Below are 17372 nucleotides of genomic sequence, written 5' to 3'. Positions count from 1 at the left end.
TTGATTGAAGATCGTTGCATGCTAAACTCAAGGCCTATTTTCTTTGTTTGGATAATGGACCATGCCGTCGAATTTACCGAAATCCTTTAGTCGACCTTTCCTGAGAATCTTCCATATTTTGGAGGCGGTATTATTAGTCTCTATTACCTTGGCGACGTTGTACGCCATGATGCAAGAGTTTGTGCACGTATTTGTAGAGAAGCGTGTCTTACTCACAGATATTCTGTTGATGTTTATCTATCTGGAAGTGCTCGCCATGGTGCAGCAGTTCGTGATGAACGGTAAAATTCCGGTACGCTATCCTATCTACATCGCGATGATGGCGATCGCCCGCTATATCACTCTCGGAATGAAAGAGCTGGATGCGGTTTTGGTTGTGTGGTTATCTCTGGCTGCGTTTATTTTGGCTGCGGCTACTTTGCTGATCAGAATTGGACACCATTATTGGCCCTACGTTGATAACAGAACCTTGGAAAAAGATGAGTAAAAGAAAGCCCCGCACTAGCGGGGCTTTTTTGTTTCAATACTCGATGACTTTTAGATCATTCAATGTTTTGGATCTGCTCACGCATCTGTTCAATTAGAACTTTCAGTTCAACGCCCGATGCGGTGATGTCGGTGCTGATGGATTTCGACGCTAGCGTGTTTGATTCACGGTTGAACTCTTGCATCATAAAATCTAGACGGCGACCCACTGCGCCACCTTTTTTCAGAATGTTTGTGGTTTCTTTTACGTGAGAGTCCAAGCGATCGAGCTCTTCAGCAACATCCGATTTTTGCGCTAGCAAAATCAACTCTTGCTCGATACGAGATGGATCCAGTTCCACTTTAGCGTCTTCGAACTTCGAGAATAGTCGCTCACGTTGCCATTCTAAAATTTCTGGCATGCGGGCACGCACTTTTACGACTTCTGCAGAGATGGCGTCTAAACGCTGTTCAATCAGCGCTTTCATGTTCTCGCCTTCACGAGCGCGCGCTTCAATAAATTCATCCATTGCGCCATCAAACGCTTCTAGTAGCACTTTATTTACTGCATCCATGTCTTGCTCTGGCGTTTCCATTACCCCCGGCCATTGCATGACTTGAAATGGATTGATTCGGCTCAGTTCACCAGTCATGTGCATGACTTGTTCAGCGGCTTTAATTACCTGGCTAGCAAGCGCTTCATTGATGCTAAGCTCACCTTTTGCGGCAGGGTTTGCTTCAAAACGCAGATTACATTCTACTTTGCCTCGCGCTAAGCGCTTACGAAAGCGCTCACGTAAAACGGGCTCTAACCCGCGAAATTGCTCTGGCATGCGGAAGTATGTTTCTAAATAACGCTGGTTCACGCTGCGGATTTCCCATACCGCAGAACCCCAATCGCCTTTTACTTCTTTGCGTGCATACGCTGTCATACTGTAAATCATCGAATTTTCCTGTCTTCATTTTTTGAAAATTACTTCAAGAGTGTATCACGCTGCGTCGATAGGTGCGCGGGATGTATGGATTGTTTATGTTGTGCCAGCGGCGTAACCTATGAATCCGGAATCGATTCCGTTATAATCTTCGCCCAACCAAATCGTCTTCTCCTCATATTTAAGGTAGATGCCCATGCGTCCAAACGATCGCAAGGCGGATCAAGTTCGCCCTATCAAAATTACTCGTAACTACACAGCTTACGCTGAAGGGTCAGTGCTAGTTGAGTTCGGTAACACCAAAGTGTTGTGTAATGCGACCGTCGAAGAATCTGTGCCACGTTGGCTAAAAGGTCAAGGTAAAGGCTGGGTTACAGCTGAATACGGCATGCTACCTCGAGCAACACATTCGCGTACTCGTCGTGAAGCGGCAAGTGGCAAACAAGGCGGCCGTACGATGGAAATTCAGCGTCTTATCGCGCGAAGCCTACGCGCTGTTGTCGACCTAAAAGCCATGGGTGAGTTCATGATCACCGTTGACTGTGACGTTATCCAAGCTGACGGTGGTACGCGTACTGCATCCATCAGCGGCGCAAGTGTTGCAATGGCCGATGCATTCCAACACCTAGTAGATAGCGGCAAGCTAAAAGCAAACCCAATGAAAGGCCACGTAGCGGCAGTTTCAGTTGGTTTGCTAGGTGATGATGTTCTGTGTGACCTTGAATACGTTGAAGATTCAGCGGCAGACACAGACATGAACGTAGTAATGACCGAAGAAGGCAAGATGATTGAAATTCAGGGCACCGCAGAAGGTGAACCGTTCAGTCACGAACAGCTGATGGCATTGCTCGAGTCGGCGAAAGTCGGCATTACGGAAATTGTCGCAGCGCAGAAGGCGGCGTTAGCCAATTGATTTAGATAGCTCCCATTATGGGGGCTATTTTTTTATCTCGACAATAGAGAAATGAATGATTGTCGAGAAGAGACACAAGAAACCAAGGACATAGAGAGAAAATAATGAAAGCATACCAGCGTGAATTTATTGAGTTTGCACTTGAGAAAGAAGTTCTTAAGTTTGGTGAGTTTACTTTGAAATCTGGCCGTAAAAGCCCGTACTTCTTTAACGCTGGTCTTTTCAATACTGGTCGTGACCTAGCGCGTCTTGGTCGTTTTTACGCAGCCGCGCTCGCTGATTCTGGCATTGAGTTTGATGTACTGTTTGGCCCGGCGTACAAAGGTATCCCAATCGCGACGACAACAGCAGTCGCGCTGGCGGATCACCACGATATCGACACGCCTTACTGCTTCAACCGTAAAGAAGCGAAAGATCACGGCGAAGGCGGTAACCTTGTAGGCTCTGCGCTTGAAGGTCGTATCATGCTAGTAGATGACGTAATCACAGCAGGTACTGCGATTCGTGAATCGATGGAAATCATTCAAGCAAATGGCGCAGACCTTGCTGGTGTGTTGGTTGCGATTGACCGCCAAGAAAAAGGCAAAGGTGAGTTGTCTGCGATTCAAGAAGTGGAGCGTGACTTTGGTTGTGCAATCATCTCGATCGTTAGCTTGACTGACCTTGTGACTTTCCTTGAAGATAAAGGCACAGACAAAGAGCATCTAGAAGCAGTCAAAGCGTACCGCGCAGAATACGGCATTTAATTGGTTACTTTTTCTGAAAAAGTAAAAAGGGCAGATGGATATTCATCTGCCCTTTTTTGTTTTTGGATTCATCGCCTTGACCACTTACTTATAGCGAATGCCTTTCTCGACATGCTCATCTTGCATGGTTTTATAGCGTTTATGGAGCCACATCCATTGCTCTGGAGCGCGTAGAATGACTTCTTCCACATACTTGTTCATATAAGCGGCAGCGGCGACTTCGTCTTTTTGTGGATAGTCGGCTTCAATGCACTTATCGGCGATGATGTCGTATTTTCCTTCGTCATTGCGAAACCCTGAGCCTGGGATGATCGCACATTTTGAGGTATACGCCAGAATGCTCGTGCCTGTTGTTGTACACGCATCGTCTACGGCAAAGAAGGGCACAAATACTGATTTTTTGCGACCGTAATCGTGATCCGGTAAATAGAACAGACGCTCACCACTGCGTAATACACGAATCATCTTTTTTACATCTTTACGATCAATCAGTTTATTGCCGTTATGTGTCCGTCCCCAATACTGGATAAAGTTATAAGCAGGATTATTATGCGGACGAAACGCGCCGTACCCGGCCACGCCTAACACGGCGAAAGCACGCGCAGTGATCTCTAGATTAAGAGCGTGGACACAACAAAGTAGGACGCCTTTACCTTCTTTGGCTTTTTCACGCAGTGCGCCGAGATCTTTCTCGACGATCAGGTTTTTAAAGCGCCAAGTCGGCCAGAACCAAGTGATTCCGGTTTCTATCAGTGCCATACCGGTATTTTTGAAGTTCTCTTCAACAATATGTTGAATCTCTTCAGGTGTTTTGTCTGGAAAGGCCAATTCTAAGTTACGCTGAGCAACGTGGACACGCTTTTTACCGTAGCGCATGCCAAGTTTACCGAGTGAACGACCTAATGAAAGCAGCAGCCGATAAGGAAGAATATTGACGAGGATGGCCAACAGACCAAAACCAAGCCATACGCCCCAGTTACGAGGGTGAAGAAGTGAAAGAGAAAACTCGGGCTGCGTGTATTTGTCTTTACTCATAGTCTTTTACTTTATTTGTGCACTCAAAAGCGCCCAGTACTCGTCAAAGTTTGCAGTCGGCTGGTATTTAAAGTCGCTACGCACAAAGCGGTTTAGGCTCCCCTCAACTTGTCCCAGAATTTGCGCGGCTAGGATGCGCTCTTCGACAGGGAAAGACTTCCCTTCACGAATCTTACGTTCACGCAGGATTTGGCGCAATTGTGTTTCTATACGCTCAAAGAGTTGATTGATGCGTTCACGTAGGCGTTCATTTTCAAACATTAGAGCATGACCCGACAAAATGCGTGTCAGACCTGGATTACGTTCAGAGAACGCCAAAATAAGGTGCATCACCATACGAATACGCTCTAGTGTATCTTTTTCGTCGTCTAGAATACGGTTGATACGTGTCATCAAGGCTTCTTCAATGAACTCAATCAACCCTTCGAACATGCGCGCTTTACTTGGGAAATGACGATACAGCGCGGCTTCTGAAACGCCGACTTGCTTGGCCAGTTTTGCCGTAGTAATGCGTGAAGCGCCATCTGTTGATTCAAGCATTTCTGCCAATGCTTGTAAGATCTCTTCACGACGGTTGGATTTTTTACTGCCGGCCATTAGTTACTTCCTTTCAAAATACAAAGTTGAGCGGAGGGGATTATAAGACGCTATTTCGCCTCAAACTAGACCACTAAGGGTGGAATGGGAGATTTAACACCCTTAGTTGTCATTTTTGTACCAAATTTATGCCAGCTTTTGTAAAAAATTGGCAGGGTTTTCAAACGTTAGTTACATCAATTGATGCATTTTTTCGAGAATTTTAAAGCTCAATGCTTCTTTTGATTCTAAAGCGAGCGCAAGTTCACCTTCAGGCCAGTAAAGGGTAATTGCGTTGTCGTTGCTGTTAAATCCTTGCCCTGCAACCGAAACGTCGTTTGCACAGATCATATCGAGGTTTTTCTTTGTTAACTTGCCTCGAGCATAGGTCTCTACATCATTGGTTTCAGCCGCAAAACCGACGGTAAACGGACGCTTCTCAGTCATTGCTGCCACAGATGCAACAATATCAGGATTTTTAACCATATTAATGACCATTTCGTCGTTGTCTTCTGTCTTTTTCAACTTTTGAGACGCGATCGTTTGTGGGCGGTAGTCGGCAACGGCAGCGCAGCTAATAAACGCATCATGCCTGTTTGCATGTGTCATAACGGCTTCGTGCATCTCTTGTGCACTGGAAACATTTATGCGCTCAACACCTACGGGCGTATTTAAACTGACAGGACCGCTCACGAGGGTGACTTTTGCTCCCATCTGCGCTGCGGCGCTCGCCAATGCATAGCCCATTTTCCCGGAGCTATGGTTCGTAATGTAACGCACTGGATCAATCGCTTCGCGAGTTGGTCCGGCGGTAATGAGTATCGACTTACCTTCTAGCAATTTTGGTTGAAAGAACTGTTCACATAGATGTACTAGCTGCATTGGTTCCAGCATTCGACCTGGTCCTACATCACCACAGGCTTGCTCTCCTGCCGCAGGGCCCCAGATGTGCATACCACGACGCGCTAACGTAGCGATGTTCTCTTGGGTTGCGATATTGCGATACATCTGTTGATTCATCGCAGGAGAAACAGCAACAGGGGAATCCGTCGCGAGCACGAGCGTAGTAAGTAAATCGTTCCCCATGCCTGCGGACATGCGCGCGATTAAGTCCGCGGTCGCGGGCGCTAATAGCACTAAATCTGCCCATTTGGCCAATTCAATATGGCCCATAGAGGCTTCCGCTGCTGGGTCTAGTAAACTGTCCGAGACAGGACGGCCCGAAACGGCTTGCATGGTTAAAGGGGTAATGAACTCTTTTGCGGCTTTCGTCATTACAACTTGAACTTGCGCTCCTCTCTCTATGAGGCGACGGGTTAGCTCCGCACATTTATACGCGGCAATACCGCCACTGATGCCGAGTAGAATTTTCTTTCCTGCTAGTGTTTGCATGTGAGATCTCCAATTTGATGACCGGATTTTAACACAATTCAAAGTCTGACCGCCCGAGCATATATAACGAGAAGATAATTCACATCAAACTCCAGAGTATTAATCTGACCGAGGAAGGGAAAATTCTCGCCTACCTCACAGACAAGTTGCGCGGAGTTTGCAAGTCTGAAAAGAAAAAGAGGTAGTGGAAACCATGGTGTTGAAAAGTCGAAACAAATTGCTGCTGATAACCCTAATTCCGCTGTTGTTGATCACCACGTTGATCTCAGTGGTGTATTACATCAACAGCAGTAAAAGTTTGGAAGCGGAGCTGGCAAGAGACAGGCAAGAGCTCATCGAAACGAAAAAGAAAGAGTTACAAGCCTATATGATGATGGGCGTGACGGCGATAAAACCGTTATACGACACGGATGTAAATGGAAGTAATAAAGAGGCAGCAAAAGAAATTCTGAAAGCCATGCGCTTTGAAAGCGATGGTTACTTTTTTGCCTACGACTCTCAAGGTGTGAATACGTTGCACGCCATCAAACCTGCATTAGAGGGTAAAAACCTTTACGACTTAAAAGATAAAAATGGGGTCGCAGTTATTGCGGGCTTGATTGATGCTTCTCAAAAAGGGGATGGGTTCCTCTATTTCTCGTGGCACAAACCGACCATTGACGCACAAGCGCCTAAGTTGGGCTATGCAGAATATCTATCGAAATGGGACTGGGTTTTAGGTACTGGCGTTTATATTGATGACATCGACCAGCAAGTTGCGATGCACAGAGAGTTAAAGACTCAAGAGCTAAAAGAGCATACATTATCTGCCGTGTTGATTTCCGTTATTGGATTGATCATTACCAGTGTTCTCACCAGTATCGTGGTGTCTAAAGGCATTCAGCCATTACAACATGTCGCGGCTTCATTAAAAGATGTTGCCGCAGGCGGCGGTGACTTAACGGCTCGTTTAAAAGTCGAAAGTCAGGATGAAGTCGGTGAAGTGGCGGCCGCGTTTAATGAGTTTATGGATAAGCTGCACCCACTGATGCAGGACATTCATCGCTCTGCGACGACAGTACAGACCGTTTCTCAAAGCCTGAACACTCAGACCAGCCAAGCGAGCGGTCAAATGCAGGATCACTGTTTAGAGACGGACAAAGTCGTGACGGCAGTGACGCAAATGAGCATGACTGCCAAAGAAGTAGCCAGCAATACTAATGCGACCGCGCAGGCAATTGACGATGCCAACAGTCAAGTCACCGCCGCTCAGCATGAGGTCGAGCAAGCAATAGAAGGCATTACCGAACTCGTGACGGAGATAGACAGCACGTCAGATGCAATTTCTGAGTTGAGTTTACAGACCGAAAAAATAACCAAAGTGCTGGATGTGATTGGCGAGATAGCCGAGCAAACGAATTTGTTGGCCCTAAATGCGGCGATTGAAGCGGCTAGAGCCGGTGAGCAAGGTCGAGGGTTTGCCGTCGTTGCGGATGAAGTGCGCTCGTTAGCCAGTCGTACGCAAAATAGTACTCATGAAATTGGCGACATGCTCAAGCAGCTACAAAATGGTGTATCAAGAGCGGTCAGTACGATGTCGGTGAGCCAAAAACGAGGTGTCAAAACGGCGGAAGAATCTGCGCTCATTCAGCAATCTCTTTCTGGTGTTCATCATTCTATCGGAACAATTCGAGATATGGGTATTCAAACCGCGTCTGCCGCAGAAGAACAAAGCGCGGTTGCAGAAGACATCAACCAAAACTTAGTGGCTATTCAACAGATCGTGAACAACATTAATGAGACGTTGCAGCATGCCGAGTCAATCAGCACGCAGCTATCACAGTCTGGAACGGAAATTCACGGCTTGGTTGGCAACTTTAAACTCTGATGAACTGTTAAGTTGCATGGAAAGCACTGATGGTACGAAGAAAGCGAAAGTCATACTCGACTTTCGCTTTTTGTTTTGTGGAATAGGGACACTTTCCATATAAAGAGACATCAGATGATACTGAAAGCTTTGCCAAATGAGTCCATGCCCAGAGAGAAGCTACTGCAACGAGGGCCGCAAGCTTTGACCGATGCTGAGCTACTGGCCATCTTCTTGCGCACAGGCACCCGCGGAATGAACGTGATTGAGCTTGCAGACTTCCTTATTCAAGACTTTGGTTCGCTCAGACAACTATTTTCAGCATCAGAAGAAGAGTTTTGTCGTCACAAAGGATTGGGGCAAGCCAAGTATGTTCAGTTGCAAGCGGTACTAGAAATGACACAACGTTACTTGGCGGAGACGCTAAAGCGTGGTGATGCCTTAACCAGCCCCGACCAAACTAAGTTATATCTGTCTTCTATTTTAAGGGATCGGCAAAGAGAGGCTTTTTATATTCTTTTTCTCGATAACCAGCACCGAGTGATAAAAGATGAAATTTTATTTGAAGGAACGTTGGATGCAGCGTCGGTGTATCCGAGAGAAGTCGTCAAGCGTGCTCTGCATCATAACGCGGCGGCTTTGATTTTGGCGCAAAAAATACCTGATAAACTAAATCTTCATAATTAACTTTTAAAGTTGAGATTGCTGTATATTTTGTTCGTATGTACAGTGTGGGATTTAGTATGTCTAGTAACGATAAAAATCAAAAAAAGCTCATACGAAAAGAGATAGAAATTTCAACTATACCTAACTTCGTTTACGAGAAACCACTGGTATCCATTGATGATAATGGAGAACCTCAAGTTACATACCGTGCCAATGGCAATAAGACCCCCGTAAAGAAACTCCCTTTACTCCATATCACTGGGTATGGCGATAAAGACAAACTAGTCAGTTACCAACCATTAGACATGGTTAATGAGTTCTTATTGTCAAAAGCAATTGATGATGGCGTGCTTGAGCTTAGTACCGATGCACAGGGGCTTGCCCATTACTTCAGTTTTGTATTAGACAAACAGGCAGAGTGGGATGCTAAATACGATAAAGAGGACTTTGACCCTCTCTATGATGATCCCCGTCCAGAATGGAATACCTTTCCTCGTAATAAACAGGAACGATTAACCTACCAATATCGAGATGGAATCAAACAACTCGCTATTGAGGGTGTATTGGCTAAAACAACGGCTAGGCAATATATGAGCAGTGTCGTTGGTTTTTATAAACACAGCCTTCGTCAGGGCGTCCGCTTTAACAACCCTCCTTTCCAATTTGAGACAGTGAATATCCATTTTGAGGCGTCTGCATCCAGTATGAAAGCATATCAACGTAAGCAGGTGCATACGACGGATATGCGGATTAAGTTTACTAAATCATCGCGTAGTGGCGGCACAAACCTCAGTAATCTACGCCGTGACTTAAAACCGTTTACCAATAATGAATGGAACATTCTGCAAACCATTTTAATGAAATCTCGCAGGGTGGTTCGTCATGGTGACAACAATAAACTGCATTCATTGCCGATTGAGTTCTGTCTGCACCCCATGATTTGCCGTAATACTGGATTGCGGAGAGAAGAAGCAGCGAGCCTTCACTTAGGACAGGTAGTTAACCCCGAAACTATGATTCAGGACGGCAAAGAGGTGTTTAAAAAGCCTGTGATGGATTTGGGTGTTGGTGATAAGTATCAATCACTCACAAAGACGGCTGAGGGCTTCGCAGAGAAGAATAAAAGCCGGGTTACCATTATCCCCGCCACATTGATGAAGATGCTTTACGATTACTCTCAGTCTGACAGGTATCAAAAGCGTCTGGAGAAATTCAAAGCATGGTGCAAGGAGCAGAAAGAAGAAGGAAATTCGCATTTCTTTGACGGAGATGATGCGATTAACCCTAAGCTGGAATACTTGTTTATTACCCAATCAGGGAAACCGATGTTTACGCGGCTACAAGACTTTACCGGGCGCTGGGTGGAGATACGTAACACTGCAAACCTAACCCGAGGTCTTGACCATCCTATAGTCGGCTCCCTACATAATTTACGCTCAACGTTTGCCGTGAATATCTTCCGTCACCTTTTAAATAAAAAAGATGACTATGGCAACCCGCTAATCACACCCGATGAGGCATTGGATAGGGTGTCAACCTTAATTGGTCACGAAGATAGGTCGACGACGATAGAATACCTGAAAATAGCACAAGATATGCCTTCCGCCGATGAAATCTACGAGGACGTACTGGACTATATTGGCGCTTTTGATGATCTAGAGGGGTCATTGTGATTCAAGGACGAAAGCGAACCAAAATTGCGATAGAGAAGACCCGATCACCAATGATCCCACTTCATTTTGAAGATATGGTTTTAGACAATAGTAATGGCATAAAATCTCACGTTTATCGCCTGCGCTATCGTAACGTCCCGACAGTAAAGCAAATTAGCTCAGGGAATGAGGTGTTAGCAAATCGGGATGATATTGTCAGGGAAATTTACCAAAGGCTAAGCTTCTTACCTCACAAAATAACGAAGCAGCACTACTTTTCTGGGCTTGTTAGTTACTTCCGGTATCTTGACGGAATTGGTTATAACGGTGACCTTTTCAGTAATGCAGTCATGGCTGATAGCATTAAACACTTCAATAGATTACGCGAAAAAGGTTTGCAGATATCGGAAGCAATGCGGATTAAAGACGGCTTGTCAGTATTATTAAAACAGTGGAACCGAGAAGCCGACGTTAAGGTGCTACCGAACGTTGCAAATAGATCTTCTGCTACGAATAAAGCGTTCCATATAGAAACAGAGCTGAAACCATTATCCAAGATATTGGTTAAGGGAGCGCTGGCCTTTCAGGAAGCAATTGAGAAAAATGGTCTGCTAGATATTCATCCGTTTTTTGATGAAGAGCTTTTTTCTGAGCAAGCGAAGCTCAAAGGATGGACACCACCGCTAACTGCAAATAAGAAATATGGTTTCAAGAAGTGCATGATCCCCGTGCCTGGAACAATAAAGGACAGCTCACTTTCACTTGAGCGACTTCATCGACAGGTTTTTTATAACCAGGCATCACGCAATTGGTTTTTCGTGCTCTCAATGCTGACAGGCATGAACAAATCAGTGCTTGCCAACGTGCAGCATAAGGATGTTTCATTCAAAAATATTGGTAGTGGACGGTTTGTTTTTAACGGTGAAAAATTCAGGGCTGGTTATAAGGATTTGGATAATAGCGCAGGCTTTAGCCTGAGAACCAAAGAACTGCTCATCCGATGGCTAGAAACGTCTAAATTGATGTTCCAAACACTGGAGATCCCGATTGCAAGTGAACTGCCGCTTTGCCCTTTCTTTAGCGCTAGTGGTGAGATTTGGACATTCGGCACGCATGGTACAAATCTTAGCTATATCAATACACAACTTGAGAAAATAACGGGGTTAACGGTTACTGCAAGCCGATTCAGGGCCACAAAATCTGATGTATTGATGCGAGTCACTGAAGATATATTCCTTGTGTCACAGGGGATGAATAATACCGTGAATGTTGTCGCTAAACGGTACTCTAGTGGTGTCCAAGCAGACCATGATAATAACCTCAACGCCACGTTTAGTGCGTTAAGCGCTGTTGCCAAAGGAGAGGAGATTGGTAAAGCCATCGAGGATGCCAAGGCGATGCGCAGCGATATTTTATCAGATTATGATTATAAGAAATTGAGTACCCGCGAAAGCAAAGAACAGCCATTCATGACAACGCCCAGTGGTATCAAATGCGCGGGGGCAACACCAGAGAAGCTTGTTGCTGAGGCGAGGCGCATGAAGCAGTTGGGCATTGATTTTTCCAAAGATACGGGCCGTTGCTCGGATTTTCTTGCTTGCTTTGATTGTGACAGCCATAAATTGGTGGCGTCAGAAAATGATATCTGGTTGATGTTATCTTTTTTGGAGCAAATTGAAGACCTCAAAGAGATAGTGGCGAGTAATTCCGCACCTAAGGGTGAGTATTTCGTTGTGGAAGGTATGTTGAAAAAAGTTCTTCTCAGACTGAAACAAAAAGCACCTAAAAACTACGCTCAAGCAAAACAAAAAGTGGATGATGGCGATTACCACCCGCTTTACCAAGACAGAGCCAGCGCAAGCCAATTTTTTAAGGGATCATTTTATGTCTGAGCAGCCTATACAGCTTCGCCCAGAACTAGCCGGAAATCCGTATGTAACGTTTGATTCTTACGGGAACGGAGTGTCACGTGTCTTTGATCTAGAGTGGGACTTTTACGCACTAAAACAGAACAAAAAAATAATCTCTTTTGGCAATATTGATGAGAAGTACCGCCAAGATATTCAGTCTTACCTCTATGCATTGATGCAGTGGCAGAAGAAGGAATCAAGCTCTGATTCACATGCAACGGTTGGTTCGTTAATAAATATTAGGGCTCGTTTGAACACCCTCGCAACACGCTGGGGAAAAAGTGAATTCAGCTTACTTTCGATCGAACGAGAATGGAAAAAATTCACACAAACATTACATGGGGTTGGGCGTAAAACAACGTGCAGTCATCTTGCCTCTGTGATTAATGCAATGCATAAAGCGGGTCTTGTATCTCGTTATGTCTATAAGCAAGACTATATTCAGTGGGCTAAACCTGATGCTGGTAACGGTCAAGCAATCGCATTTCCTGAAGCTATTCATGTCAGTATTCTAAAAACTGTGGTTGAGTTTGTAGAAACCTACCACCCCTATCGCCATCAAATTTCCGCTGCCATGGAGAAGCTCTACATCTATCAAGATGAAATGCACAACGCTAAGCTTAAAAAGCTACGTGTGAGTGCCCTAAGCCGTATACAAATGAATGCACTCACTGACAGGATGTCTCGCATAACACGCCAATGGCCTGAACGAAAAACCATTCCTAATTTCTCGTTTGACAGGGGAGGCTCATGGTTGAATACATTGCTCAAGATGTGCTTTATCTGTGTGGGGTTATTCTCAGCTGCCCGAAAGGAAGAGTTACTCTCCATGAACAAAGAGAGTTATGACAATTCACGGGCTGCCGTACCCAAGGTCTCAGGGTTTTCTACAAAAGGAAACAAGGGTGAAAGAGTTTATACGACTTGGAATACTGCTCCTATTGCAAAGCTGGCCCTGGAGCTAGCTTTTGATTCCATGCAAGCCGCGAGAAAATATTGGCTAGAGCGACTGGATTACGGTTACCAAAATGGTCTGTTAACCAAAGAAAAATATAATGCAATGCAACAAGATCTAGAGAGTGCCTTCGTTTCTTCTTCGATCCCTTATGGCTGCGAAGCACTCATTAATAAAGTGTCGCTAAAAGCCTGCTTTCATAGTGGGTGTGGATTAAATTTGAAAGTGTTCAACATTAATGCGACCGAAGAAGACGTTGAAGAATTTGACCTTTTGAATCCAGAACGCGCAGGAAGCTTAAAAATCGGAGGCGGTTTACCAAGGCTTAGTCCACATGATTTACGACGAAGTTTTGTGGTCTTTATGGTAAAAAAACGTCTGGGGAACGCACTTACAGTAAAGTACCAGCTTAAACACCGCAATACTAACATGTCTAACTGGTATGCGAATTACTCCGAACTAGCGCGTACCAACCAACTGTTGATGGATACTCGGTTAATGAGTGAGTTTGATGCAGCTATTGAAGCATCTACTGTGGATGCATGGGATGAGATTTACAATGTATCCGTTACCTTAAGCGGTGCAGAAGGTGAACGCATAGCTAAAAATAAAGCAGAGCGACTGGCACAGGGTGAAGAAATAATTATGTCCCGAGGTGAATTGCTCTCTTTGGTAAGGGCGGGTGAAAAATCCATTGTATTACTGCCTACAGGTGGCTACTGCACCAACCGTAACTGTGAACGTCTTTGCTCCCTGATGGATATTGTTGAAGCCCCTTGTGCTCATAAGGTAATCACTGATAAAGCTGCGAAAAGTCTATCGAGGGAACGGGATAATCTCATTGCTTCATTCCGAGCAATAAATGACATGGGTGACTATGCCAATGAATTAATTCTGGATGCCAGAAAGAAGAAAATACAATCTATCGAGCCAACATTGGTCAAACATGGCATCCCTTTTGATAGCTTCAATGATGATATTAAGGCGGTATGGGCATGAAAGTAGAATATAAGGCAACTAGCAAGGCTGAGGGACTGCTTGTTAATGCATTTCAGCGTTTACTAGATGGTAAGCCGATTCATGTAAAAGCGGCAGGTAAGCTTACGTTGAACCGTATCAATAATGAAGCGCTGCTTGGCAATAGCTATGTCCATAAGTTCAAAGCGTTCGTGGCCTACGCGAAACCTCTTATCGATGAATACAACCTCAACCGCGATAAGGCGATGATAACAAGTTTAGATATTGAGCTAGATATCCCTTTGCCTGAGCTTGATAGGCTAAAACACGAATTAAAAAAAGCCAATGAACTTAAAGATAAATACAGGGTGCAACGTAACAATGCTGTTGAAGCCCGAAAGCAGTTAGAGGCTGAAAATGCGAGACTTCGTTTTAGGGTGTTTGACCTACAGCAAGAGTTATTGAATGAAAACTCAGTTGTGACACCAATCAAGTAAAATGATTACACGGTCAAAGTGTCATGGGGCTTAGGTTCATCGTTTCTGTGCAAAAGCTTGTTGTAGAAACGAGCCAAGCCATTTATGGATAAAAACGTTTTAGCTCGTCGGCTGTATCAGGTGCATTTCGCATAAAAATTTCTATGGGCTAACGCCGCATTCAGCGGCTTGTCCGCTGCAATGCGGCGTTAGTTTTCATATCTGACAACTGTATTAATTATTTCAGGAATGTCATCATAATTTTCATACCAAATAATTGTAACTCCCAGTTCCTTCATTAGTTCTTCGTTTAGGGTATGGTGGCGCTCTAAAAACTTTTCAGCAGAATCAATATTATCTATAACTTTAGACTTTTTACCTGCCACAGTTTCATAACAGAACTCGCTTGAAGAAAGCCTTTTCATAAAAGCGAAGTGTTTGCTTCGCTCAATATTCTTTGAAGAAATATCTAGCAATCGTCTAAGGTTAGGATCAGTCATCGACAAGCCTACCATCAAACAGTTGCTTTCTCTGAAGGAATTCAGTTGCACAAGATTTGACCAGTGATATGAATCGGAATAAATCTGGTGATAACCCTCTTCGGAAAATACTAATGTTGAATTATCTAACCCATCATAGGACTTTCGATCTTCTGGTAAGAATCCGTGGACGTGGTAAACAGGAAGCTCATCTGGATCATAACTCTCATTATCGGTGTATATACATCTATACATGATAGAGTTATTACTCAGCTGTTTCTCTAGTAAATCATCAAAGTTATAAGTTACCACCGATTTTACTTTGGCCCCTGTCCGTCTAGGCAAACACATTGATGCAATTGACTTAATAAGCTCTGAGTCTATAGGAAATTTAGTATTACGTAGCTTATATAGGTTTTTGGTAACAGCATCTACAAAGTCCCTAGCTTCACCGTCTCTTTTTGACAGCCCTTTTCGAAGATATCTAGCAGCCATTAAGGCTGAAGGCTCATCTATGCTATTAAGCCTAGCGACTAAATCACTTATATCTTTATCGCCCATTGCACCATCACCATCGAACTCCTGTGTTAGATAAGTGACGAATAAAGAATTTAGGAGGGCATTCCAATCAGGCATCCCTGCACTACTTGATACGCCTGCGCCAAGAAATAAAGAGAATTGTCCTTTGTTATAACAAGATTTTAAGTTATCAATTATTTCCTCTCGATCTTGCCTCCAGTCTCTTACTGGTTTAGATATTGCTGAAGAAAGTCTTAAGGCGAATAGATTGCTCGTTATTTTATTTACTAACTTTCTATGTTTTGAGGCAATCCGATTTAAGTCTGACGGCCCCCAAATTAAAACTTTAAAAGGAAATTGATTTCGTTCTATTTCCTCATAGAATCTATGTAAAAATTTATTGGGAATTGGCTTGGCAGAAATTATCAGAACATACTCGAATTTATTTTCAGTATATTCATTTATAAATCTATACGACGACTTCTCAACAAACTGTCGAATTGGAAGCCTTGATAGATTAAATTTTATTTCAATTAGTGTTGCACCATCAAACTGATCAAAGCCCTCAGGTGCAAATGCATCGCCAAATCGTGCTAATTCAGTCGATAATAGAAATTGCTTACCTTGATTTTCGATGTGGTATTTTAATAGATGCTGCACAAAGGTCTCGAAAGAGTAATAACTCTTTGGCCCACCTTCATCTATCCCTGAAATTATGTCATCGATTATCATTTTCACTCAGATCCTTGGGAAAACTAACATTTTGTTAGTGCGCATGCGCGTTTACCTCGTTGAACCCGTGAAAACGCGCACAGTTAACTATCTGTATGCAAAGAACTTATCAGCATTCTGTTAAATATACCATCTGGAAAAACGTGCATGCACGTTTTTCCAAACTTATTATCTCAAATCGAAAATACATAACTTTTTGATAAACATGAACAATCTGAATTTTTCATGTATAAACGCGCAAAATTTTTTCACTATTTCCCTTGATATCCGTGAATTTTAAATGGTTATGTATAAATACACAGTATTATAAGGTAAGGAGTTATCATTGAGTCTAAAAAGCCCTTTTCTGAAAGGTCATCAGGAAGAAATGCGTATGCGTGGTTACTGTAAGGGGACAGCTAGCCCGTTAGACACAATATAAATGTCAGAGCCCTTTCGAAAGTCAGTAGCATTACTAAAATTGGGTCAACGGAAGCTAAAAAAGTAGCTTGCCCATCACACCGCTGAATCGTTATGGGGCACTTCTGTGCTACGAAGTACCAACTGTGAAGGTTCTGGACAAAACCTTGTCAGTTACATTACTAAATTAGAACGTAACGGATTAGCTCACGTATGGAGAGGTAACGCTCCACTGAAAATAAAAACGGCTAGCGAGAATAACTCAAACTAGCCGTTTATTTTATGTTCACGTTATTAAAAACCTAAGATAGAACGCTTGTTCTTCTTTAGGTGTTTTAGGTACGGGTCTTCCTTAGCATCATAGCTCTTTAAGTGATCTATTCCTGCAAGTAATCCATACTCCTCTTCTGCCTGCTTAAGGGCTTTTTGAATGATCGAATCTTTAGAATGTAGACTGACTTTTGTCTTTGCAACTCTTGGTCGATCTATTTCCTCAACTGTAAAATATCGTCTAGCTTTGGTGAGCTCTCGAATCTGAACCCCAATGTCTTGGTGCTTCACTATATATGAGTTTGGTGTACTGTTTTCCACAACAGCTGCGATGTTGAATGCAACAGACTGCAGATCGTTTAACTGCTTTTCCCGGTGCGCGTTAATCAAACTCTCTAACGCCTTTTTTCTCTCTATAGTTCTGCGTCTCTTTGCCGATTTCAGCTTCGCAT

14 protein-coding genes and 1 pseudogene are annotated in these 17372 nt (G+C 43.8%); 9 read left to right on the top strand and 6 right to left on the bottom strand.

Annotated elements, in window-relative coordinates:
• Positions 1-61: 61 nt before the first annotated feature.
• Entirely contained in the window at positions 62-487 is a 426-nt protein-coding gene (locus tag IQP38_RS01710; protein WP_017820704.1) for a phosphate-starvation-inducible protein PsiE, read from the top strand.
• A 55-nt stretch (positions 488-542) separates the two neighbouring features.
• On the opposite strand, the gene IQP38_RS01705 is transcribed toward IQP38_RS01710, so the two are convergent.
• The gene (locus tag IQP38_RS01705; protein ID WP_005395766.1) at positions 543-1409 is read right to left on the bottom strand and encodes a YicC/YloC family endoribonuclease; all 867 of its coding nucleotides are present in this window, start codon (positions 1407-1409) and stop codon (positions 543-545) included.
• A 184-nt stretch (positions 1410-1593) separates the two neighbouring features.
• Here IQP38_RS01705 and rph point away from each other — a divergent pair, with 184 nt between their 5' ends.
• Both rph and pyrE read left to right on the top strand, forming a co-directional pair.
• Positions 1594-2310 (top strand): ribonuclease PH, encoded by a 717-nt coding sequence (gene rph / locus IQP38_RS01700; RefSeq protein WP_017634994.1) that lies wholly within the window; start codon positions 1594-1596, stop codon positions 2308-2310.
• 104 nt (positions 2311-2414) lie between these two features.
• A complete protein-coding gene (pyrE, locus tag IQP38_RS01695; RefSeq protein WP_193837235.1) occupies positions 2415-3056 on the top strand; it encodes an orotate phosphoribosyltransferase in 642 nt (213 codons plus the stop codon).
• Positions 3057-3140: 84 nt separating this feature from the next.
• On the opposite strand, the gene IQP38_RS01690 is transcribed toward pyrE, so the two are convergent.
• The 3 genes from IQP38_RS01690 to coaBC all read right to left on the bottom strand — a co-directional run bounded on the left by IQP38_RS01690 (position 3141) and on the right by coaBC (position 6059).
• A complete protein-coding gene (locus IQP38_RS01690; protein ID WP_033905948.1) occupies positions 3141-4091 on the bottom strand; it encodes a Kdo(2)-lipid IV(A) acyltransferase in 951 nt (316 codons plus the stop codon).
• Between the two features lie 6 nt (positions 4092-4097).
• On the bottom strand, positions 4098-4688 hold the full coding sequence (slmA, locus tag IQP38_RS01685) for a nucleoid occlusion factor SlmA (protein WP_005379386.1): 591 nt from the start codon (positions 4686-4688) through the stop codon (positions 4098-4100).
• A 171-nt stretch (positions 4689-4859) separates the two neighbouring features.
• The gene (gene coaBC / locus IQP38_RS01680; protein WP_064353527.1) at positions 4860-6059 is read right to left on the bottom strand and encodes a bifunctional phosphopantothenoylcysteine decarboxylase/phosphopantothenate--cysteine ligase CoaBC; all 1200 of its coding nucleotides are present in this window, start codon (positions 6057-6059) and stop codon (positions 4860-4862) included.
• 193 nt (positions 6060-6252) lie between these two features.
• Here coaBC and IQP38_RS01675 point away from each other — a divergent pair, with 193 nt between their 5' ends.
• The 6 genes and pseudogenes from IQP38_RS01675 (at position 6253) to IQP38_RS01650 (ending at position 14542) form a co-directional block, all read left to right on the top strand.
• Entirely contained in the window at positions 6253-7926 is a 1674-nt protein-coding gene (locus IQP38_RS01675; RefSeq protein ID WP_193837234.1) for a methyl-accepting chemotaxis protein, read from the top strand.
• A 114-nt stretch (positions 7927-8040) separates the two neighbouring features.
• Positions 8041-8568: pseudogene (gene radC, locus IQP38_RS01670) on the top strand (RadC family protein); the annotation flags it as partial.
• Positions 8569-8648: 80 nt separating this feature from the next.
• On the top strand, positions 8649-10244 hold the full coding sequence (locus IQP38_RS01665; protein ID WP_193837233.1) for a site-specific integrase: 1596 nt from the start codon (positions 8649-8651) through the stop codon (positions 10242-10244).
• Positions 10241-12115, top strand: a complete 1875-nt coding sequence (locus IQP38_RS01660; RefSeq protein ID WP_193837232.1) for a hypothetical protein — start codon at positions 10241-10243, stop codon at positions 12113-12115. Before IQP38_RS01665 ends, IQP38_RS01660 begins: the two co-directional genes overlap by 4 nt.
• Positions 12108-14087, top strand: coding sequence for a hypothetical protein (locus tag IQP38_RS01655; protein ID WP_193837231.1), 1980 nt, complete (start codon positions 12108-12110; stop codon positions 14085-14087). The genes IQP38_RS01660 and IQP38_RS01655 overlap by 8 nt, the downstream gene beginning before the upstream one ends.
• A complete protein-coding gene (locus tag IQP38_RS01650) occupies positions 14084-14542 on the top strand; it encodes a hypothetical protein (RefSeq protein ID WP_193837230.1) in 459 nt (152 codons plus the stop codon). The genes IQP38_RS01655 and IQP38_RS01650 overlap by 4 nt, the downstream gene beginning before the upstream one ends.
• A 188-nt stretch (positions 14543-14730) precedes the next feature.
• On the opposite strand, the gene IQP38_RS01645 is transcribed toward IQP38_RS01650, so the two are convergent.
• Positions 14731-16251, bottom strand: a complete 1521-nt coding sequence (locus tag IQP38_RS01645; protein ID WP_193837275.1) for an SIR2 family protein — start codon at positions 16249-16251, stop codon at positions 14731-14733.
• Positions 16252-16944: 693 nt separating this feature from the next.
• On the bottom strand, positions 16945-17372 hold a 428-nt coding region (locus IQP38_RS01640), incomplete at its 5' end, for a hypothetical protein (RefSeq protein ID WP_228009953.1).

It is taken from the genome of Vibrio sp. OPT41 (assembly GCF_015163595.1).
GTDB classification, from domain to species: Bacteria; Pseudomonadota; Gammaproteobacteria; order Enterobacterales; family Vibrionaceae; genus Vibrio; species Vibrio alginolyticus.
This window is presented reverse-complemented; position numbering and strand designations above follow the sequence as displayed.